The organism is Aeromonas sp. 61P (assembly GCF_051919545.1).
GTDB classification, from domain to species: Bacteria; Pseudomonadota; Gammaproteobacteria; order Enterobacterales; family Aeromonadaceae; genus Aeromonas; species Aeromonas veronii.
Window position 1 is genome coordinate 4186213 of the sequence record NZ_JBQBEL010000001.1, and the last position, 21511, is coordinate 4207723.

General features: G+C 55.6%; 19 protein-coding genes and 2 pseudogenes. 14 read left to right on the forward strand and 7 right to left on the reverse strand.

The genetic code is table 11. The features are described 5' to 3' along the window. Positions 1-175: 175 nt before the first annotated feature. Positions 176-1057, reverse strand: coding sequence for an RNase RNM (gene rnm, locus ACTG2O_RS19435; protein ID WP_139406105.1), 882 nt, complete (start codon positions 1055-1057; stop codon positions 176-178). A 436-nt stretch (positions 1058-1493) separates the two neighbouring features. On the opposite strand from rnm, the gene ACTG2O_RS19440 reads away from it, so the two are divergent. The 9 genes and pseudogenes from ACTG2O_RS19440 (at position 1494) to ACTG2O_RS19480 (ending at position 11309) form a co-directional block, all read left to right on the forward strand. Continuing rightward, positions 1494-3125: an anthranilate synthase component 1 gene (locus ACTG2O_RS19440; RefSeq protein WP_439976503.1), complete on the forward strand. Its 1632-nt coding sequence runs from the start codon at positions 1494-1496 to the stop codon at positions 3123-3125. After that, a complete protein-coding gene (locus ACTG2O_RS19445) occupies positions 3122-3739 on the forward strand; it encodes an aminodeoxychorismate/anthranilate synthase component II (RefSeq protein ID WP_013723977.1) in 618 nt (205 codons plus the stop codon). Before ACTG2O_RS19440 ends, ACTG2O_RS19445 begins: the two co-directional genes overlap by 4 nt. Positions 3740-3749: 10 nt before the next feature. After that, complete coding sequence (gene trpD, locus ACTG2O_RS19450; protein WP_439976504.1) at positions 3750-4763, forward strand: anthranilate phosphoribosyltransferase; 1014 nt, start codon at positions 3750-3752, stop codon at positions 4761-4763. Continuing rightward, on the forward strand, positions 4763-6271 hold the full coding sequence (trpCF, locus tag ACTG2O_RS19455) for a bifunctional indole-3-glycerol-phosphate synthase TrpC/phosphoribosylanthranilate isomerase TrpF (protein WP_439976505.1): 1509 nt from the start codon (positions 4763-4765) through the stop codon (positions 6269-6271). The genes trpD and trpCF overlap by 1 nt, the downstream gene beginning before the upstream one ends. 76 nt (positions 6272-6347) lie before the next feature. Beyond that, a pseudogene (trpB, locus tag ACTG2O_RS19460) lies at positions 6348-7555 on the forward strand (tryptophan synthase subunit beta). Beyond that, on the forward strand, positions 7552-8358 hold the full coding sequence (gene trpA, locus ACTG2O_RS19465; protein WP_439976506.1) for a tryptophan synthase subunit alpha: 807 nt from the start codon (positions 7552-7554) through the stop codon (positions 8356-8358). The pseudogene trpB and the gene trpA overlap by 4 nt, the downstream one beginning before the upstream one ends. 677 nt (positions 8359-9035) lie before the next feature. Next, entirely contained in the window at positions 9036-9416 is a 381-nt protein-coding gene (locus ACTG2O_RS19470; RefSeq protein ID WP_439976507.1) for a hypothetical protein, read from the forward strand. Positions 9417-9630: 214 nt separating this feature from the next. Next, positions 9631-10446: a HipA family kinase gene (locus ACTG2O_RS19475; RefSeq protein WP_019445643.1), complete on the forward strand. Its 816-nt coding sequence runs from the start codon at positions 9631-9633 to the stop codon at positions 10444-10446. Between the two features lie 140 nt (positions 10447-10586). Further along, complete coding sequence (locus ACTG2O_RS19480; protein WP_439976508.1) at positions 10587-11309, forward strand: hypothetical protein; 723 nt, start codon at positions 10587-10589, stop codon at positions 11307-11309. Between the two features lie 176 nt (positions 11310-11485). Here ACTG2O_RS19480 and ACTG2O_RS19485 read toward each other — a convergent pair. Further along, positions 11486-11740, reverse strand: a pseudogene (locus tag ACTG2O_RS19485) (metal-dependent hydrolase); the annotation flags it as partial. A 130-nt stretch (positions 11741-11870) separates the two neighbouring features. Here ACTG2O_RS19485 and ACTG2O_RS19490 point away from each other — a divergent pair. The 3 genes from ACTG2O_RS19490 (at position 11871) to ACTG2O_RS19500 (ending at position 13910) form a co-directional block, all read left to right on the forward strand. Next, positions 11871-12560 carry a hypothetical protein gene (locus tag ACTG2O_RS19490; protein ID WP_019445641.1) on the forward strand — a complete coding sequence of 230 codons (690 nt, stop codon included), beginning with the start codon at positions 11871-11873 and terminating at the stop codon, positions 12558-12560. A gap of 222 nt (positions 12561-12782) precedes the next feature. Next, positions 12783-13133, forward strand: a complete 351-nt coding sequence (locus ACTG2O_RS19495) for a lysozyme inhibitor LprI family protein (RefSeq protein WP_192811947.1) — start codon at positions 12783-12785, stop codon at positions 13131-13133. A gap of 27 nt (positions 13134-13160) precedes the next feature. Continuing rightward, a complete protein-coding gene (locus ACTG2O_RS19500) occupies positions 13161-13910 on the forward strand; it encodes a hypothetical protein (protein WP_156808785.1) in 750 nt (249 codons plus the stop codon). Here the strand turns inward: ACTG2O_RS19500 and ACTG2O_RS19505 are convergent. Beyond that, positions 13867-14424 (reverse strand): metal-dependent hydrolase, encoded by a 558-nt coding sequence (locus ACTG2O_RS19505; RefSeq protein ID WP_019445637.1) that lies wholly within the window; start codon positions 14422-14424, stop codon positions 13867-13869. The two genes, ACTG2O_RS19500 and ACTG2O_RS19505, sit on opposite strands and share 44 nt — an antisense overlap. 216 nt (positions 14425-14640) lie before the next feature. Here ACTG2O_RS19505 and ACTG2O_RS19510 point away from each other — a divergent pair, with 216 nt between their 5' ends. Next, on the forward strand, positions 14641-15417 hold the full coding sequence (locus tag ACTG2O_RS19510; RefSeq protein ID WP_439976509.1) for a BPL-N domain-containing protein: 777 nt from the start codon (positions 14641-14643) through the stop codon (positions 15415-15417). 182 nt (positions 15418-15599) lie between these two features. Here ACTG2O_RS19510 and ACTG2O_RS19515 read toward each other — a convergent pair whose 3' ends face one another. Next, on the reverse strand, positions 15600-15749 hold the full coding sequence (locus ACTG2O_RS19515; protein ID WP_005338159.1) for a hypothetical protein: 150 nt from the start codon (positions 15747-15749) through the stop codon (positions 15600-15602). Between the two features lie 443 nt (positions 15750-16192). Here ACTG2O_RS19515 and ACTG2O_RS19520 point away from each other — a divergent pair, with 443 nt between their 5' ends. Then, the gene (locus ACTG2O_RS19520) at positions 16193-18292 is read left to right on the forward strand and encodes a hypothetical protein (protein ID WP_058057745.1); all 2100 of its coding nucleotides are present in this window, start codon (positions 16193-16195) and stop codon (positions 18290-18292) included. 78 nt (positions 18293-18370) lie between these two features. Here ACTG2O_RS19520 and ACTG2O_RS19525 read toward each other — a convergent pair whose 3' ends face one another. From ACTG2O_RS19525 to arsB, 3 genes are all read right to left on the reverse strand, one after another. Then, a complete protein-coding gene (locus tag ACTG2O_RS19525) occupies positions 18371-19579 on the reverse strand; it encodes a NupC/NupG family nucleoside CNT transporter (RefSeq protein ID WP_110302751.1) in 1209 nt (402 codons plus the stop codon). Positions 19580-19937: 358 nt separating this feature from the next. After that, on the reverse strand, positions 19938-20363 hold the full coding sequence (gene arsC, locus ACTG2O_RS19530) for a glutaredoxin-dependent arsenate reductase (RefSeq protein WP_439976510.1): 426 nt from the start codon (positions 20361-20363) through the stop codon (positions 19938-19940). 75 nt (positions 20364-20438) lie between these two features. Then, positions 20439-21503 (reverse strand): ACR3 family arsenite efflux transporter, encoded by a 1065-nt coding sequence (gene arsB / locus ACTG2O_RS19535; protein ID WP_071911987.1) that lies wholly within the window; start codon positions 21501-21503, stop codon positions 20439-20441. Positions 21504-21511: the final 8 nt, after the last annotated feature.

Here is a 21511-nt window from a genome sequence, read left to right on the forward strand (position 1 = left end):
GGTCAAAGACCCATGACACTACCTTAACCTGTTTGTGACCACTTCGCTGGCGCCGTTAGCGGCTCGCCAGCAGCTCGGCATGCTGTTTGGTGGTGAGCCCAAAGTGACCGGGATAGGCCAGCCACACTATGGGAATCCCCTCTTGCCCGGTTTGTTCCCTATTTCGCTGACGCCGTTAGCGGCTCGCCAGCAGCTCTGCATGTTGCTCAGTGGTGAGCCCAAAGTGACCGGGATAGGCAAGCCAGACGGGCATTCCCTCTTTGGGCAACCAGAGATGGCGGCCCAGCTCGGTCCAGTTGGAGGGAAAGTGAAAATCCGATCCCACCGAGATATAGAGGTCGTGATCCTTGGCCCACTGGCCCAGATTGGCCCGCTCTTGCGGGCTCTGCTGGGGCAATGAGACCTCCATGGCATCGCCACCGGCCGCCTTGAAGGCCACCAGCAGCCGCTTGATCCACTTGGCGGTGAGATCGTAACGGCTGGGGTGGGCCAGCACCGCCAGCCCACCGGCGGCGTGAATGGCAGCGATGGCTTCGCTCATCTCGGGCCACTCGGCCGGGGCATACCCTTTATTGCCACGGCTCAGGTACTTTTTGAATACTTTCTGCATGTTGTCGGCTACCCCGCGAGCCACCAGCACCCGGGCAAAGTGGGCGCGGGTCACGGCAGCATCACCGGCAAGCTGTTTGGCCTCTTCATAGGTGCCGGGGATGAGGCACTTCTCCAGACGACGCCCGATTTCCAGCGCGCGCGCCTCTCGGCGGGCCAGCTGACCGGCCAGAAAGTCGGTCAGCTGCGGATTTTTTTCATCCACCCCCAGCGCCACGATATGAATTTCGTGATGCTCCCAGCCGGTGGAGATCTCGACCCCGCTCACCAATCGCAGCGGCAGTTGCTCGGCTTCGATGGTGCGGCGCACCTCATCAAGCCCGGCGAGGGTGTCGTGGTCAGTAACTGCTAACACCTCGACCTGTTTTTCGGCGGCGCGGCGCACTAGTTCGGCTGGGCTCAGCACCCCGTCGGAGGCAGTGGTATGGCAGTGAAGATCGAATCTCATCAGGTTATTCCGCTCTCGTGGTCAGGTCACCATTCATGAAAAATCGGTGAAAGAAGGCTAAAAAGCGACTTGACTTGGCCGCGGCTTTATCGTTTTCTGTAGGCACTTCATTGCAAACATCTTTTTACAGGACTTTATCATGCAAACGACTTCCATCCTGACCATCTGGTGGTGGCACACTCCCTGACATGCGGGCGTGTGGTCGTTGCTGTACCTGTAATCTGACAGCAAATTAAGAACCCAAAGAAAAAGCCCGCTGACCCCAGCGGGCTTTTTTATTATCCGGCAAATGGACCTGTGATGAAACCGAGAATTCAGACAAGCAAGCTGACCTGGCGATGGCGCCCCTGAACCAGCCACCCCGGACCAATTAAATTTTCAAGGAATTCAACGTCATGAACATCGGTAAAAAGCATCACACGCAAGGGAACGCACTATGACAGCCACACATCGCCTTCCTCTGGGTGAATTCGATACCCTCAAACTCAACGCCCCCTATGTGGCCGACCCGCTGGCACTCTATACCCGTCTCTGTCAGGGCCGCCCCAACAACCTGCTGCTGGAATCGGTGGAGATCGACTCCAAGGCGGGCAAGCAGAGCCTGCTGCTGGTAGACGCCTGCCTGCGCATCGAGTGCCGTGGTCGCACCGTGCAGGTTCGCAGCCTGAACGACAACGGCGCCCAGTTGCAGAGCCTGCTGGCCGAGCGGCTGCCTGCAGTGGTGACCCGCTCGCTGGTAGATGGCGAGCTGCAGCTCGGCTTCCCGGCCTCCGATCGGGAGCTGGACGAAGATTCCCGCCTCAAGGGGAGCAGCGTGCTGGACGTGCTGCGCACCCTGCAGCGGGAGCTCGATTGCCAGTTGGGTAAAGAGGCTCTCTTTATGGCGGGCAGCTTTGCCTACGACCTGATCGCCTCATTTGAAGATCTGCCTGAAGTGCCACAGGGGAGCAACAGCTGCCCCGACTACTGCTTCTATGTGGCCGAAACCCTGATCACCATCGACCATATCGAACGCACCACTCAACTGCTGGCCTGTATCTTTGGCGGCGATAGCGACGAAAGCCAGGTTGAAGACAGATACACCCGCCTGACCGAACGGCTCACCGACTTCAAACAGATTTGCCAGCAACCCCTCTGCGCCGAGCTGACCACCCAGCCCCTGACCGGCAGCATGAGCGTGGACAAGAGCGACAAACAGTTCTGCGCCGAGGTGGAGAAGCTCAAGGGCTTTATCCGCCGTGGCGACATCTTCCAGGTGGTGCCGTCCCGCTGCATCTCCTTGCCCTGCCCGAGCCCCCTGGCCGCCTATCGCCGCCTCAAACAGACCAACCCCAGCCCCTACATGTTCTACGTGCAGGATGAGGGCTTCACCCTGTTTGGCGCCTCGCCGGAGAGCGCGGTGAAATTCTGCGCCGCCAGCCGCGATGTGGAGATGTACCCCATCGCCGGTACCCGCCGCCGCGGCTTCAACCCGGATGGCAGCATCAACCGGGATCTAGATGGTCGCATCGAGCTGGAGCTGCGTCAGGATGAGAAAGAGGTGGCCGAGCACCTGATGCTGGTGGATCTGGGCCGCAACGACATCGCCCGCATCTCGGAGCCCGGCACCCGCTACGTCAAGGAGCTGCTGAAAGTGGATCGCTACAGCCACGTGATGCATCTGGTCTCCAAGGTGGTTGGCACCTTGCGCTCCGATCTTGACGCCCTGCACGCCTATCAGGCCTGCATGAACATGGGCACCCTCACCGGCGCACCGAAGATCCGCGCCAGCGAGCTTATTCGCATGGTGGAAGGCAAGCGCCGCGGCAGCTACGGCGGCGCGGTCGGCTACATCAACGGCGCCGGCGAGATGGATACCTGCATCGTGATCCGCTCCGCCTTTGTCAAAGAGGGCGTGGCCCACGTGCAAGCCGGTGCCGGTGTGGTCTATGACTCCAAGCCGCAAGCCGAAGCGGACGAAACCCGCGCCAAGGCGGCCGCCGTGCTGGCCGCCATCGCTGCCAGCCATGGCACCTCCCTGCAAGCCCTGAGCGCACAGCAGGAGCAACATAAGGATGTGAGCCAATGAGTACCGGATCAACAGCCACTAACATCTTTCTGCTCGATAACTTCGATTCATTTACCTACAACCTCGTCGACCAGTTCCGCTCCCTCGGTTATCCGGTGCGGATCTACCGCAACAGCCTGCCGGCCAGCCGCATCATGAGCGAGATCGCCGCCTGCGAAGGGGATGCCGTGCTGGTGCTCTCGCCGGGGCCGGGCGCCCCCCACGAGGCGGGCTGCCTGATTGATCTGATCAAGCTGGCCCGCGGTCAGGTGCCCATCCTCGGTATCTGCCTCGGTCATCAGGCCCTTTGCGAAGCCTACGGTGGCACCGTCGGCGCGGCAGGCGAAATTGTCCACGGCAAGCGCTCCCTGATTGAGCACAACGGCCACGGTGCCTTCGCCGGTCTGCCGAGCCCGCTGCCGGTGGCCCGCTACCACTCGCTGGTCGCCACCTATGTACCGGAAGAGCTGACGGTGATTGCCCACTATCAGGGGATGCCCATGGCCATCGAGCAGCAGGATGAGCGGGTACTGGGCTTCCAGTTCCACCCCGAATCCATCATGACCTCGGAAGGGGCCCGTCTGCTGACCCAGGCGCTCGCCCATATCACCCGTCCAGAAAGCAGTGTGCGGTAAGGAGACCAACATGCATCAACATCTCAACACCCTCTATCAGGGTCAGTCTCTGAGCCGTGAAAGTACCCGCGACGCCTTCGGCCAGGTGGTTCGTGGCGAAGTGGATCCCATCGTGCTCGCAAGCCTGTTGACTGCCCTCAAGATCAAGGGGGAGACCCCGGAGGAGATCGCCGGCGCCGCCGAGGCGCTCTTGGCGGAAGCGCGCGACTTCCCGCGTCCAGATTACGAGTTTTGCGACATCGTCGGCACCGGTGGCGATGGCCTCAACACCATCAACGTCTCCACCACCTCGGCGCTGGTCGCCGCAGCCTGCGGCCTGAAAGTGGCCAAGCACGGCAACCGCTCGGTCTCGAGCAAGTCGGGCTCGAGCGATCTGCTGGACAAAATGGGCATCAAGCTCGACATGAGCCCGGCGCAGGCGCGCCGCTGCCTGGACGAGCTCGGCATCTGCTTCCTGTTCGCCCCCCAGTACCACGCCGGGGTGCGCCATGCCATGCCGGTGCGCCAAGCCCTCAAGACCCGCACCCTGTTCAACGTGCTGGGGCCGCTGATCAACCCCGCTCGCCCCACCTATCAGCTGATGGGGGTCTATGCCCCCGAGCTGGTACGCCCCATCGCCGAAACCCTGCTGGCACTGGGGCTGAAAACCGGTATGGTGGTGCACGGCGCCGGGCTCGACGAGATTGCCATCCACGGCCCGACCCAGGTGGCCCAGATCCGTGACGGCGAGATCCGCGAATTTATGATCACCCCGGCTGACTTTGGCCTCGAGACCTACCCGGTCAGCGCCATTCAGGGCGGGGAACCGGAAGAGAACCGCGCCATCACCGCCGCCATTCTGGAAGGGCGTAGCACCCCGGCCCACAACGCCGCCATCGCCGCCAACGTGGCGCCACTGCTGCTGATGGCGGGCAAGGCGAAAGATCTCAAGAGCGCGGCGGCCGAGGTGCTGGCGGTGCTGGCGAGTGGCAAGACGGCGGAGCTCGCCGCTCGGCTCGCCACTTTGAGCCATCAGGAAGCATGATGTCAGCCACCATGTTGCACAACAGTCATTCAGAACGCCCGCAGGGCAAGAGCCAGTTTCGCAAGGATAACGAGATGTCAGACCTTATTGCCCCCCATGCATTTCTGAACATGGCCTCCATCAGCCAGACCATTCTCGGCAAGATCGTGGCGGCCAAACAGGAGTGGGTTGCCGCCCGCAAGCTGGCCCAACCGCTGGAGAGCTTCCAGAGCGCGCTGACCCCAAGCGATCGGGATTTCGTCGGGGCGCTCAAGGCGGGCTCCACCCGCTTTATTCTGGAGTGCAAGAAGGCCTCTCCCTCCAAGGGCTTGATCCGCGACGATTTCAGCCCGGAGGCCATCGCCGACATCTATGGCAAATACGCCACCGCCATCTCGGTGCTGACCGACGAGAAGTTCTTTCAGGGGGATTTCGCCTTCCTGCCGCGGGTGCGCAGCCGCGTATCGCAGCCGGTGCTCTGCAAGGATTTCATGATTGACCCCTATCAGGTCTATCTGGCCCGCCACTATCAGGCGGACGCCATCCTCTTGATGCTCTCGGTGCTCACCGACGAGGGCTATCGCGCCCTGTTCGCGGTGGCCAAGGAGCTGGGTCTGGGCGTGCTCACCGAGGTGAGCAACGAAGAGGAGCTGACCCGCGCCATCGCGCTGGGGGCACCGGTCATCGGCATCAACAACCGGGATCTGCGGGATTTGAGCGTGGATCTGAACCGCACCAAACAGCTGGCCAAAGACATTCCAAGCGATCGGGTAGTGATCAGCGAGTCCGGCATCAATCACCGCGCCCAGGTGGCGGATCTGCGCCACCACGCCAAAGGCTTTCTGGTGGGCTCGTCATTGATGGCCGAGCCGGATCTGGAAGCCGCAGTGCGCAAGCTGGTGCTGGGCCAGAACAAGGTGTGTGGCCTCACCCGCGCCGAGGATGCTGCCGCAGCCCATCAGGCGGGTGCGGTATTCGGGGGGCTTATCTTTGTTGCCAAAAGCCCGCGCTATGTAGACATCCCTGCCGCCCGCGCCGTGATGGCGGGTGCGCCGCTCTCTTACGTCGGAGTTTTTCGCAACGCCCAGCCCGCCACCATTGCCAAGACGGTGGATGCGCTGGGGCTCGCCGCGGTGCAGCTGCACGGGGATGAGGATGCTGCCTATATCGAGGAACTGCGCCCACTGCTACCAACTGGCTGCCAGATCTGGAAAGCCGTAGGCGTCTCTCTTGGCAAAGAAAGCGGCGAGCCGCTGCCTGCCCTCGACTACCCGGCCGATCGCCTGCTGCTGGATACGAAAGTCGGCAGCCAGAGCGGCGGTACCGGTCAGGCGTTCGACTGGGCCCTGCTGGCCACCCTCGACAAGAGCAAGCTGATGCTGGCGGGCGGCCTTAATCCCGACAACGCCCTGCAAGCGGCACAAGTGGGCTGCCTCGGCCTTGATTTCAACTCCGGGGTGGAGAGTGCCCCGGGCCAGAAGGATGCGCACAAGATTGCAGCCGCCTTCGGCGCACTGCGCCTGCTGTGAAAAAGCGCTGCGAACCCGCTAAACACATGCACCAAATGAATGAATCGCTTAAGCCTATAAATACAAGGAATAGTCTATGACCCTGCTCAACCCGTTTTTCGGTGAATTTGGCGGCATGTATGTGCCCCAAATCCTTATCCCGGCCCTGCTCCAGCTGGAAAAAGCCTTTGTCGATGCCAAGGATGATCCGGCCTTTATCGCCGAGTTTCAGTCCCTGCTGACCGAGTATGCCGGTCGCCCGACTCCGCTCACCCTGACCCGCAATCTGACCAAGGCACCAAGACCCGTCTCTATCTGAAGCGTGAAGATCTGCTGCACGGCGGCGCCCACAAGACCAACCAGGTGCTGGGTCAGGCGCTGCTGGCCAAGCGGATGGGCAAGAGCGAGATCATCGCCGAGACCGGTGCTGGCCAGCACGGCGTGGCGACTGCGCTGGCCTGCGCCCTGCTCGGCCTCAAGTGCCGGGTCTATATGGGCGCCAAGGATTGCGAGCGCCAGAAGCCCAACGTATTTCGCATGAAGCTGATGGGCGCCACCGTCATTCCGGTGCACTCCGGCTCGTCCACCCTGAAAGATGCCTGCAACGAGGCGCTGCGCGACTGGGCTGCCAACTACGAGTCGGCCCACTACCTGCTGGGTACCGCCGCCGGCCCGCACCCCTTCCCCACTATCGTGCGGGAGTTCCAGAAGATGATCGGCGAAGAGGCCAAGGCCCAGTGCTTCGAGAAAGAAGAGCGGCTGCCCGATGCGGTGATCGCCTGCGTCGGCGGCGGCTCGAATGCCATCGGCATGTTTGCCGACTTTATCGATGAGCCGTCGGTGCGCCTGATCGGCGTCGAGCCGGGTGGTCACGGCATCGAGAGCGGCGAGCACGGCGCGCCGCTCGGTCACGGCAGCAAGGGGGTCTTCTTTGGCATGCACTCCTACCTGATGCAGGACAATCAGGGCCAGATTCAGGAGTCCTACTCCGTTTCGGCGGGACTCGATTTCCCCTCCGTTGGCCCGCAGCACGCCCATCTGGCCGCCATCGGCCGCGCCGAGTACCCCTCGGTAACCGACAAGGAGGCGCTGGACGCCTTCCAGGAGCTGGCCAAATCCGAAGGCATCATACCCGCACTGGAGTCCTCCCACGCGCTGGCCCACGCCCTCAAGATGGCCCGCAGTGAACCGGAAAAAGAGCAGGTGCTCATCGTCAACCTCTCCGGCCGTGGCGACAAAGATATCTTCACCGTGGCTGACATCTTGGAAACAGAAAGCATCGAGAAAGAAGGAACCTTGTCATGAACCGTTACGCACAACTCTTCTCCCGTCTGGATGAAGCCAATCAGGGCGCCTTTGTGCCGTTCGTGATGCTGGGTGACCCCACTCCCGAATTGTCGCTGGCCATCGTCGATGCGCTGGTCGCAGGGGGCGCCGATGCCCTTGAGCTCGGCATTCCCTTCTCCGATCCGGTAGCGGACGGCCCCACCATTCAGGGGGCCGCACTGCGGGCCTTTGCCAGCCATACAACCCCGGACGACTGCTTCGAGCTGCTCGGCCGCATCCGCGCCAAGTACCCGCAACTGCCCATTGGCCTTCTGGTCTACGCCAACCTGGTCTATGTGCGCAAAATTGAGGGCTTCTACGAGAAGTGCCAGCAGGCTGGCGTGGATTCGGTGCTGGTCGCCGACGTGCCGGTGCAGATGTGCGCCCCCTACAAGGCGGCCGCCGACAAGTTTGGCATCGACAGCATCTTTATCGCCCCGCCCAATGGCGACGCCGAGACCCTGAAACAGGTGGCGGAGCTGGGCAATGGTTACACCTATCTGGTGAGCCGCGCTGGCGTCACCGGTGCCGAGACCAAGGCCGGCATGCCGGTGGAAGGTCTCATCAATACCCTGCGCGAGTTCAACGCCCCTCCCGCCCTGCTCGGCTTTGGCATCAGCGAACCGGCTCAGGTACGTGAAGCCATTGCCGCTGGCGCCGCCGGTGCCATCTCCGGTTCCGCCGTGGTAAAGATCATCGAGACCCATCACCAGAACCCGGAACATATGCTGACTCGTCTGAAAGAGTTTGTGGAAGGGATGAAGGCCGCGACCAATCGATAAGGTCGGTTATGGGGCCGGCTGTCTGTAGCCCGGATCTGCCAGTTCACATAACCACGTAAAAGGGAGCCTGACCGGCTCCCTTTCTTTTTATCTCGCTTGCACCCGCTTGCAGCTCCCGGCTGTTTGCCCCCTCTCCCTCCGGGAGAGGGCTGAGGTGAGGGGGATTGTGCATTCCCTGCCAAATGAGTTGCTCACTCAGCGCACGCCTTAATGACTAATTTATTGATCCAACACAGATTCCCGCCAAAGCCCTCTTCTCAACACTCCCCCTCCCCCTTAAGATACCCGAATGACAATCAACCTCTCGGAAGAACGCCATGAAAGCGATTGTTGCTATCTCGCAGGTTAACAGCAGCGAACTGGAGGCTGTAATTCAGGGGCGGTAGCTTTGCCTGCTCAAAATATCATCGATAGATATGACTGTTGATGAACAACTCTTGATGGCATTTAGTAAAATGGCGGTAATGGTTCCAAAAGAAGGTGCCAAGAAAATATACTCCGAAAATTAGGGGCATGCAGGCCATAGTATGACTTTAAGTTATTTGTGGTACTAAGTATAACTATAAGTAGTCATCTGGAATGCTAGATTATCGGATTAATACTAACATTCATATAAACACTATTAGAGCATTTCAGCTCAAGAGAATACTTAACTTTTTAGTAAGAGATGTATAAACATGTCCATTAAAAATAATTTGCACTTGGAGTTTTCATTTGAAATTGCACATGAGAACCGAGAAGAGCAACTAGAATATGTTGTTAAAAACATTATCGAGGAAAATGCCAACGCATTTAATGAACGAATGTCAAGAGTAAGCATCCAATATGATATGTGTGCAGAGGTTTTAACTGATACATTTGCAGTTACAGAAGTTGCAATAAATTTTGATGATAATGTTGGCACTGCATGTGTTGAATATGATTGGGATGCATATTACGGCTGCAAAGATATGTGCGGAGGCGACCGTATCGAAGATGAATGGTCATTTAAGATAATCAATAACACTATTGTATTTGATTTGAACCTGCCTGAAGACGACCGATTCGATGAAATTTGAATTTAATTAGCACTAATTAAATCCGTACAATAACGCATTTATGGATTTGTTATTTAGGCATTGCAACAACGTAGAGCAAACCTTTATTAGACACATATCTACTCATCTTGCAAATTTCAGCTGTTAGCTATAAAACACCGTAAGTTGCCGCCAAAATCATACAGAATTCACATAACTAAAATTCGCTACATAATACTCGAAAAGGAAATTATACATGAGCGATATAGTGAAAATCCTCTCGTTTGACAAGTATATAGCACCATTGGAACGGACGTCTGATGGAATAATGGCAGCAACACACTTAGCCAATGTTAAGTGGATTGACAACACCCCTGGGCGTTTCTATGTAAAAGTATACCCAAAGTGTCACCCCAAAGGCTTGATCAATGAAATTACTGGCTACCTAGTTGCTCACGCAACCGATATACCGCAACCGAAAAGAGTGGCCATTATACAAATTCCTAAAGAAGTTATAGAGAGCAATTTCAAAGGTGACTTTGAATGTTCAGGTGACTACTATTGGGGGTGGGCAAGTGAAGAGTCTGGTACGACTCCTAATACATATCTAAAAATGAGTGACATGGTTGCGTATAACCGATGTATAGAGATACTGCAGAAATGGAAATCTTTTCCAAGTATGCTAGCCTTTGATGACTGGGTTGCCAATCAAGATAGAAATACAGGAAACATAACGATAAAAGGGTACAATGACTTTTATGTAATTGATCATGGCAATGTGCCTGTTTCTGAGATGTGGACTAATGAAAACTTAGTTATTGAAAAGGTGTACAAAAATAAGCTGCTTGATGGTTTATATCAAAACAACTTTCCATTACCTTTATCTGTTGCATTAGTTGAATCAAGCAAACTCCACCCTGAGGCTTTTAAAAAAGCACATCAAGAGTTAATTAAATGGTGTGACGTGTTACTTGATGAAGATTGTTCATCACACCTTCGGCACTTTCTTGAAGCACGCGCAAACCTTAGTGTTTCTAGGATTAAGAACAAAACAGGGTTATTGGTGGCCTAAATGAATAATCTTGAAAAATTATTGGGGCAAAGTACAGATGCCAATCTAGTAAAGGTGAGTGGTTTAATATCAGATGGACACCTGATTTAGCTACAGGTGAAAAACTAAATATTGGCGTTGGTTTTGTCGAACAGGGGCGAGTGCATAGCCGATTATTAAGCTATTTTGAAAGATTAAAGTGTTTATATGGTGAACGAGGCATTTACCATGCAGAACTTGTCACATCTATCGTAGGTGAGAGCTTACGTCAAAATAAAAAATCCTCACCAATCCCTCAGATTACCTATGATCACTCAGGTTATGCTCAAGGCTTTTCTGTTGACGAAATCCTAACTAGTCTTTTTGAACAAACGGTTCCTTTGCAGAAAAAAATTCGCGTTCCAAACAGTGAGGCACGATTTAATTCTGTGAATACAGAAAAACTTTACACCTGTTTGGTTGATGCATTAAAAATAAAGGCAGGCTTACAGTTTGAACAGTTTGTTCCCGCTGATAGCTCCATACTAATTAATGATTCACTGGGTTCCCATGAATTGTTTGTACCCTTCCGAGACAATAAAAGTCTTGTTGGTGGACTTGCTTCAACTGTTTATTCAAATGTCCAAAGAATAGAACTTAACCTATTAAAAGCGGCTAGAGATGTAGAAGCAGCGGTTAAGTTAGGGAAAGGAAATAAAGCATCAGTATTCATATTAATTCCTGGCGATGAGGTCGAAAACTTAAATAAAGAGCAAGTGATATCAATCGAAAACACACTTGATAAATTCAATTGGCACATGAACAAGCAAGGTATTTCAGTTGGAGGGCACACATCTATTAATGGCTTAGCGGACGAGATATGCTTGTGGGCTAATGTGGCATGAGCATTATTTAAAAGTGACTTATGCCTCTTGGTTCTTTTTATTAAATCGTTGATTTTTATTCGACGGTAATTTTAAAAGTCAGGGCCCCAGCTTTCTGGCAAAAAACTATATAGCCAAAACACAAAGGTGGGAGCCCTGTTTTGATTACGATATATTCCCCCCTTTCAATCTCACTCCTACCTCCCCCACACCCGCCACCCCATCAACACCAGCATCAACACAACCCCCGGCAGCCAGACCCAGTAGAGCTCGGAGAGGATCACCGCTTCGCCTCGGGCGGTGAGATAGGCCTCCAGCTTGAACGAGGCGACTCGGATCACCTGCCAGGGGGCAAAGAAACGCTCGTCACGCCACGGCCAGAGCCAGCCAACCCCCTTGCCGCCGGTAGTGAGGGAATCGAGCAGGCTCTGGGAAAGCAGAGAGACCAGCAGGTGGCGGAATGCTTGGGGTATTCCTATGAGCAGGCAGACTCATCTCCATTCGTAGCTCAAAGCGCTTGCCATGGGTATCCATCTTACGCATCATTCACAACCTATAGAGTCATACGAAAACGGAATGGTTATGAAAAAAGGGTTATTACTGCTTTTAATGCTGTTGCAAGCACAAGTTTTAGCCGAAGGTGCAACCCTGAACACTAAAGATCCACTCGATTTTGTCCCCAAGGGATATGTCGTCTTTGAGAAAATCGAGGGGGATTTAAATAAAGACGGTCAGAGTGATATGGTCATCGTTGTCAAAGGCACTGACAAGCGTAATGTCATCGTTGATGAATACCGTGGTGAGCTGGATCGTAATCGACGAGGACTTATCATCGCGTTCAAGAAGGGGGATCACTATGAGCTGGCTCTCGAAAATCCAAACTGTTTCTCCTCGGAGAATGAAGATGGTGGTGTCTATTTTGCCCCTGAGCTTTGGGTCTCCGTAGAAAAAGGGATCTTGCAAATCCACTATGGCCATGGACGTTATGGTTACTGGTCTTACAAATTCAGATATCAGAACGCCGGTTTCGAATTGATTGGCTACGACATGAGTGAAAACCGCGGCCCCCTCGTTGAGCGGATGACGAGCATTAACTTCTCGACCAAGAAAATATTAATAAAGGAGAACATCAATCAGGATGCTCAAGAAGATGGTGACGAGATCTTCAAGGAAACTTGGAAGCGCTTCAAACTCCCGGCACCATTCACCCTTAAAACGATCACTGATTTTGACAACTTTTATTATGACAAGTTATATAAAATATCTAACTGATTATATGGTAGAGCTGCGTCTCCATTTTCCAGGAAATAGCGTTATAATAAACGAGCGACAATTATTTGCGAACATTCGCTCTCAAAAATACAATATCAACTCAAGCATATTGGTCACACCATGTACAATTATAGAATAAGTTACTTTACATCAATCTTATCAAAGAATAATTCACTCATAGCAAAGATTATTTTTATCATCCTCACCACAATGTTCGCGACCATGACTGCTTTTGGAATGACAGTCAATGATAATGCTATCTGCAATCTTCCTTCTGCTATGTGCAAGCTGGAAGCAGACCTATTGGCAGCAGATAAGGAGTTAAACAAAACTTATCAATCCATATTACAAAAAAATGCATCTGGCGGTTTTGACGACAGTTACGTAAGCAAAGGAGAAATACGGAAAACGCTCATCCAGAGTCAACGGGCCTGGCTTTTATTTTGGGATGAAAACTGCAAAGCCTATTACACATTAAATAGTGGTGGAGCACAGAGAAATGAAGCGAAGATGGAGTGCCAAATAGATATGCTACAAGAGCGTATTCAGTATCTAAAGAAAGTTTATTTATAACAAAACCATTTTATTACGGTGGCGCCAATGATGATCCTGTTCCTACTCTCACTACTTCTATTTTCACCCCATACGATGGCGATTGAACCGGCACCGGTAGCCATTTCGCTTGAACATGACCATAGCATTTTACTCACTCAGCAGGTGCAACTTAGCCAGCAAGATAACAAGATAACATTACGCTGCGCCAATCAAATTCTTACGTTTGAGCAAGATGGTATGGGGGATATCAAAAGCCCCGTGGAACGCTACGACTATCCACACTTTAGTTTGCTGACACTCCCGGTAAGCTCTGGTTATGGTGGTGTAAATATATTCCATCGTCTGGTGAAGTTGGTGGGTAACGATTGTTCACTCGCGACCAATGATGAAATTGCCAATCCCGAGCTGATGTCAGACAAGATCGAGAGTTCGATGAAATCCGGCCCCAGATATACTGATCGTACCTATCAGCTCAACGCTGACGGCAAGCTGACACTTATCAGCGAGCGAGAGAATTACGCCTATTTCTGTATCGAAACTCTACATCCTGCCAAAATTGCCGCTATCGGCTGCGATAGCAAACTCCCTGATATCTACCTGACAGTCGGTGTGGCACGAGCCTCTTTTTATGCCAACGCCGAGAGCGAAAAACCACAAAAGAGTTACCTCATCAAGGGCGATCGGGTACACCTGCTTGATTTCAGTTTTTCGCATGCCCGCTACAAGGTTGCGTTTCACGGCAAAATCGTTACTACCGGCTGGATTGATGCTGCAGATATCGATTTGCCACAATAAGTCGCAACAAAATCAACACCAGCATCAACACAACCCCCGGCAGCCAGACCCAGTAGAGCTCGGAGAGGATCACCGCTTCACCTCGGGCAGTGAGATAGGCCTCCAGCTTGAAGGGGGCGACCCGGATCACCTGCCAGGGGGCAAAGAAACGCTCGTCACGCCACGGCCAGAGCCAACCCACCCCCTTACCACCGGTGGTGAGGGAATCGAGCAGGCTATGGGAGAGTAGCGAGACCAGCAGAAACGACCAGACGGTGGCGGCACTGGCCCGAAATTGGCGCTGAAACAGCATGGCCAGTGTGGGTAGAGCAAAGGCGAACAAAAGGGAGTGGGTAAAGCCGCGGTGGCCAAAGACATGGCCGTAGGCGACCCCCAGTTTGAAGGCGAGCACATCGGCATCGGGCAGCATGGCGATGGCAACCCCAGCCAACAGCAGGTGGGGCGGGATAATCCGGCTGCCAAGCCCGAGCCCAAGGCAGAGAGGAACGGCGGCGTGAGTGACTATGGTGGGCATAGGGTGAAGCTCCAACTGAAAACGTGGACCTACTTTATCCCCGCTCGGTGAAGTGAAGGTGAAGTGTGCCCACTGTATTGGTTCGCTATTAGCTCAATGCATCGCCAATCAGCGTTGGCACGTTAACTTGAAATGTTCATTTAACTGCGGCTGACATGCAGAACGGGATCGTGATAAGTAGTCTCTTCGGTTCACATCACAGGGATAGTGGCAGCGATGAATGTATCAAAAAGCGTCATGCGGATTGCGAGCGTTATCAGCCTTTGGTTAATGACAGGATGCATGGCAGAGGCCGCTTCTGCACAGCCGCAGCAAGAGCCGTACGCGCTGATCTATAACGGGCCTGTTTCTGATGGGGATAGCACGAAGGCGATTGCGGATGTGGTCAGGCAGGTGGGCTTGCCGGTCAGGTATCTCTCCAATATCGAGGCGCTGCCTGCAGAGCTCGACCATGCCAGGGTGTTTATCGTTGGCGGCACTGAGGACGATGTTGAGCCGCTCCTCAACGCCTTCACCGTGGACGCTCGTTCGGCGTTAAAAACCTATTTGCAGAATGGTGGCCGCTACCTCGGGATCTGTGGGGGTGCCTTTGTGGCATCCGCCGGCTGGTCTGAAGAAGAGGGCTTTGTGCCGGCGCTGGGCCTTGTTCCTGCCACATCCGATGATTATGACGGCGACTTTAGCGCCAGGATCTTCCCTATCAGCTGGCTTGGTGAAGAGCGCCAGATGTATTACCAGGCCGGCCCGCAATTTACGCCGGCGCCAAGCCCAGAGCAGGTCAAGGTTATCGCCCATTTTCAAAACCATCATATAGCCGCGCTGATCAGCTCATACGGCAAAGGCAAGGTGGCCGTTTCCGGGCCACATCCCGAAGCCCCTGAATCGTGGAAAGCGAACGCGGTGAACGGCGACAAGATGGCGTCGAATATTCATCTAGCAGTTGGACTCGTTAACGAGTTGCTCTCCAAAGAGCCCGTCACCGATGCGAAGTAGTCGCGCCCCTACGCCCCTGGATGTGACCCCATTGCTCGGCCCGGAAGTCAGGCCATCCAATCGGCCGCAATTCATAAAAAAAACCACCGACCTGCAAAAGGTCGGTGGTTTTTTTATCGGTGGTAGAAACGGGTAGCCGATACAAAGGGTTCGCTACCTCAACTTTCGCCCGGGAACGAGCACTACTCTTCCTGCTCCTCCGGTTGTCTCTCCTCACCCCGTATCTGTAGCAGCTCTTCGACCCTGGCTTGCCACTTGTCGTGGGCCTGTTTGCGCTCCTGCTGCATAAATGCTTCTCGCATGGTGTCGATTTTCTGGTCAAGTGTTTCCATCAGAGTGTCTCCTTGTGTGACCGCGTAAAGACTGGCTGACGGCGCGTTGGCCAACCTGCTCCCCTAATCTGACACCGCTAATGCCGTTACTGCCCAATCAAATAATCGATTGGAAATGCCAAAACCAATCTAAAAATTCTTTTCCGTGTTTATTCCACCACGCCAGCGCAAGGGAAACAGGCCGCTCAGAGCGGGATCATCCGGCACGGGGTCAACACGTTGTTGAGTGTGGTCGTCCCCCTCTTCAGGGGAATGGGGTGCCGTTGCCCCATCCGTCCGTTGAGGAGTCCCGGCAGATTTACGGTGCGTTGCTGTGCCCATGATCACACAGTCACAACTCTCACCCTCCTCTCACCGCGCCCCCGCTTTTTATCATCTAGAGTTAGCGGGCAGTCCAAAGCTGCTGATTTATATACATTCGCCGCCAAGAGGGATCTTTTTTCATGACCGAGCATATCGATCTGCTACCTATCAACACGGATGATGAGCAGGACGCAGGCAACCGTTACCTCTACTACACCGAAGGGGATCTGGCCCGCATTCTTGCCAATCTGGAACAGTTGCGCCATGCGGTGTTTCCCGCCGCCATCGGAGAGAGTGAAACGGGCGCAACAGTGCCCCACAATTTTCCGTCCGTCTGTCTGGTGGGGCTGGGGCGCTGCGGCTCCAACATCGCGCAGGATGTGGCCTCGCTGGTCTACAACGCCCGCAGCTTTTATCTCAATGAGTTCAACAGTGAAGAGCAACGCAAGCGGGAGAAGGAGTTTGGCCCGGTGAGCTGGATCCGGCGCAATCTGCGGCTGCCAAACAACGGGGCCCGGCCGGTCTTTCTGATCGAGCCCATGGTGATGCTGGGGGATCTGGACAAGGACATCGATGGCCGCATCCGCCACTCCAATCGCAGCGGCGAAGGTGGCTCCTTGCGTGACTACGCCAAAATGCGGGTGATGGACTTGTCGGAGATCCACGCGGGAGGCGCGGGTAACGCCCCCATCCTTGGCCAGTATCTGGCCAAGATCATCCTCAACAAGAGCCCCCACTACTTCGCCAACTCCGAGTGGCAGGCCATTCATACCTATCTGGTGGACTCCTGCGGCATCAAGGCCAACCAGTCCCGCCTCTATTTCTACATCTTCAGTGCCGGGGGCGGCACCGGCTCAGGAATGGCCTCCGAGTTCGGGCTGGCCCAGCAGTACTCCTACATGAGCAAGACCTTTTCGCCCCCGTCAGAAGAGGAGGAGCACCTCTCCCTCGGGGAGCACTTCATGTTCGACCCTATCTTCACCAGCGGCATCTGCATCCTGCCCAATATCTGTGATCGGGGGATCGAGATCTCGGAAGCGCTGCACATCAATGCGGGGCGCCTGCTGTGCAAGTACCTGGCCGAGGAGTGGGACTTCTCCTATCACTTCGACAACGAGCAGGCGTGCGATGCCAGCATGCTCAAGCGGATCAGGCCCTGGAATGCCATGATGCTGATCTCCAACGACATCATGCGCTACGCCGAAGAGAGCGACGATGGCGAGATCCAGCACGTTGACGTCAACACCATGGAGAAGTACGCCAACCAGTACATCTCCCAGCAGATCTTCAACATTCTTACCGCTCAGGCCGTCACCACCGACTACGACGAGAACTACTTTCGCCGGGCGGGCATCGACATCAGCGAGACCATTCGGCTCGATGCCAACGACCTCTTTATGAGTCTGGCGGGGCCGGTGGCGGTGGCGTATGCCGAGTCTATCTCGCCCCCCGGCGGCCTGTTTGACAAGGAGGACGGGCTCAATGTGGACGATCTCTTCACCCGTTCCATCGAGCTGCCCCACTTCAACAAGATGACCCAGGCCATCGAGGGGATCAGTCTGCTGCCCATCGAGGCGGGCAACTATCGGGAGTATCTGGACGACTATGTGAAAAGTGGCCATGACCCGGCCCACCTCAACGAGCTGCACTTCTTCAAGAACTGCTCCTCAGTGGTGTCGATCATCTCCCTGCCCAAGGAGTACAAGCTCTCCTATATGGATCTCAACCGGCTCAAGTCTCACCTCAACGGGCTCTTCCCCAATACCACCCTCAAGCGCTATGCGCTGGTCATCGGGGCGTCGGCCAACATCTCTCTCACCACCCTGATCGTCAAGAGCCCCTGCCTGAGCGATGACTTCCTGACCCTGATCGTGGCCTTTATCAAGCGCTGCTTTGCCAAGGATCACTATCGCTTCGATGAGCATCTGGACAAGGCGGTGATCGAGATGATCTGCAATGAGGAGTGGAACGATGCGCTGCTCGACAGCATGCTCAACGAGTTCGAGAACCCCGCCAAGATCCTCGATACCAACTGGTACGCCATCAAGCCCATGTATGAGAAGAAATATCGGGAGCTTATCCGCGAGAAGGAGAAGTTCGTCTCCATCAACGATATTCGCCTCAGCCGCGAATCAGTGAAAAAGGCGCTGCTCTATCTGCGGGAGATCTATCGCCACCGGGTCAGCAAGACCCGCATTCTCTCCCTCAACCCACGGCTGGGGGAAGCGAACGCTCGCTAGCACCCTGCCCATAAAGCAAAGCGCCCGCCCCACATGGGGCGGGCGCTTTTTTTACTGGCGCAGCCTGGCTTTATCTCATCAGAGCGAGACAAAGATCCCGGCCAGGGTGGCGCTCATCAGGTTGGCCAGGGTCGCCGCCAACACCGCCTTGAAGCCCATATTGGCCACATCGTGACGGCGCTCCGGCGCCATGGTGCCGATGGAGCCAAGCTGCACCGCAATGGAGCCGAGGTTGGCAAAACCGCACAGCGCGAAGGTGATGATGATCTGGGTGTGGGCGCTCAGATCTGCCTTGATATTGGCAAAGTCCAGATAGGCGACAAACTCGTTCATGATCACCTTCTGACCAATGAGCGAACCAGCTGCCATCATCTCGCTGGCAGGCACGCCAATCAGCCAGGCCACCGGGGCAAACAGATAACCCAGCAACTGCTGCAGGGAGAGATCGGCCCAGCCGAACCACTCGCCGACCGTGGTGAGACCGGCGTTGATCATGGTGATGACGCTGACAAAGGCGAGCAGGATGGTGCCGATGGCTACGGCGATCTTCATGCCGCCCATGGCGCCGCCCGCCAGTGCGTCGATGGCGTTGCTATAGTCGCTCTTGTCGAGAGTGATCTCGGTCTGATCGCTCACCTGCTGCTGCTCCGGCACCAGCAGTTTGGCCATCAGCAGGCCCCCCGGCGCAGCCATAAAGGAGGCGGCGATGAGGTATTTCAAATCCACACCCAGACCTGCGTAACCGCCCAGCACCGAACCCGCCACCGAAGCCATGCCACAGGTCATCACCGCAAAGAGTTCGGAACGGGTCATACCAGCGAGGAAGGGACGAATAAGCAGCGGCGACTCACCTTGCGAGAGGAAGATATTGCCGGTGGCCACCAGTGACTCGGCGCGGCTGGTGCCGAGCAGGCGGTGCACGGCGCCGCCCAATACCCGGATCACCCACTGCATGATGCCGAAGTGGTAGAGCACGGCGATCAGCGCGCTGATAAAGATCACCAGCGGCAGCACCCGCACGGCGAAGATAAAGCCGTTGCTGGCCAGATCGCCAAACACGAAACGGATACCGCTGTCGGCAAAGCCGAGCAGGGCGGAGACGCCATTGCTCATGGCGCCGAGCATGATTTGTCCGGGGGGGAAATAGAGCACCAGCGCGGCAAAACCGGTTTGCAGGGCGAGCGCACCCAGCACGGTTCGCCAGCGGATAGCACGGCGGTTTTCACTGGCCAGCCAGGCGATAAACATCAGGGCCAGCATACCGACCAGACTCAATAACAGTGTCATCTTGCACCTATGAAGAGAGGAGTTTCATATGGCAAGTCTGCAGACAGGCGTCGCGGGAGATCCGGCGGGAGAGGTGCCGACCCACGCGACACGCAGACCACAAACCTACAGGTTAGTGGCGGGTCCCATCCTGGGGTCATTCACGTTCCGGGTGACAGCATGTATCGGGTGACGCCAGCGCCGTCGCAGGGGGAGATGCGGCCGGGTGGCAAGTCGGGCGGCGATGGTACAGTGATCATCGTCACAGAAAAAGCGGTAAAACGATTGGCCGGAGTAACTTTTTCAACTGGTTCACACAACGAAACAGGGCCAGCGTGACGCTGGCCCTGTTTCAATCCGTACTTGAGTACTCAGATGATTACTTGAGACGCTTGCCGCTCGCATCCACCACCTGCTCGCCATCCTCCTTGGCGAAGGCCCCTTTTTGTTGATCGGGCAGTATATCGAGCACCACTTCCGACGGGCGGCACAGTTTGGTGCCGAGGGGCGTGACCACGATGGGGCGGTTGATGAGGATGGGGTGGGCCAGCATGGCATCGATCAGTTCATCATCGCTGAAACGATCTTCCGCCAGCCCAAGCGCCTCGTAGGGGGGCACGTTCTTGCGCAGTAGCTCGCGCACCGGCATGTCCATGGCGGCGATCAACTCCACCAGCTGGTCACGGGAGGGGGGCGTCTCCAGATAGTGGATGACAGTGGGTTCCACGCCGCTGTTGCGGATCAGCTCCAGGGTGTTGCGGGAGGTACCACATTCCGGGTTGTGATAGATGGTGATTGCACTCATTTGCGTGTCTCTCATGAATCAAGTGAATAGAAAATGGATAGCATCAGTTCGCGGCCATCTGTTAGCGGCCATCAGTCAGCGGCTTAGTCCCGCTTCGTACCAGGGTTTGCTGGCGTTGACGATGCGCACTACCAGCAGCATGACCGGCACCTCGATCAGCACCCCGACCACGGTGGCAAGCGCCGCGCCGGAGTGAAAGCCGAACAGGCTGATGGCGGCGGCCACCGCCAACTCGAAGAAGTTGGAGGCGCCGATCAGAGCGGAAGGACAGGCGACCGAGTGCTTCTCCCCCACCTTGCGATTAAGCCAGTAAGCCAAGCCAGAGTTGAACAGCACCTGGATCAGGATCGGCACCGCCAACAGGGCGATAACCAGCGGCTGCTCAATGATGGCGTTGCCCTGAAAGGCGAACAGCAGCACCAGAGTGAGCAACAGGGCCGCCACCGACCAGGGCTGGATGCGGGTCATGACGCCGTCAAAATGGGCCTCTCCCTTTTTCAGCAAAGCCTTGCGCAGCAGTTGGGCGATGATGACCGGAATGACGATATAGAGCACCACTGAAGTGAGCAGGGTATCCCACGGCACTATGATGCTGGAGACCCCGAGCAGCAACGCCACCAGCGGCGCGAAAGCAAACACCATGATGAGGTCGTTCACCGCCACCTGCGACAGGGTGAAGTAGGGATCGCCGTTGGTGAGACGACTCCAGACAAACACCATGGCGGTGCAGGGGGCCGCCGCCAGCAGGATCAGCCCCGCCACATAGCTGTCGAGCTGATCCGCCGGCAGCCAGTCGGCAAACAGCACGCGGATAAAGAGCCAGCCGAGGAAGGCCATGGAGAAGGGTTTGACCAGCCAGTTGATAAAGAGGGTGACGCCAATCCCCTTGAGGTGACCCTTCACTTGATGCAGGGCGCCGAAGTCGATCTTGAGCAGCATGGGGATGATCATCACCCAGATAAGTAGCCCCACCGGCAGGTTGACCTTGGCCACCTCCATGGCACCGATCGCCTTGAAGAGATCCGGCAACCCCTGCCCCAGACCAATCCCCACCAGAATGCAGAGGGCGACCCAGGCGGTCAGATAACGTTCAAAAAAGCCGATAGCAGGCACGGCCTTGGCATCACATGTTGCAGACATCACAGCTC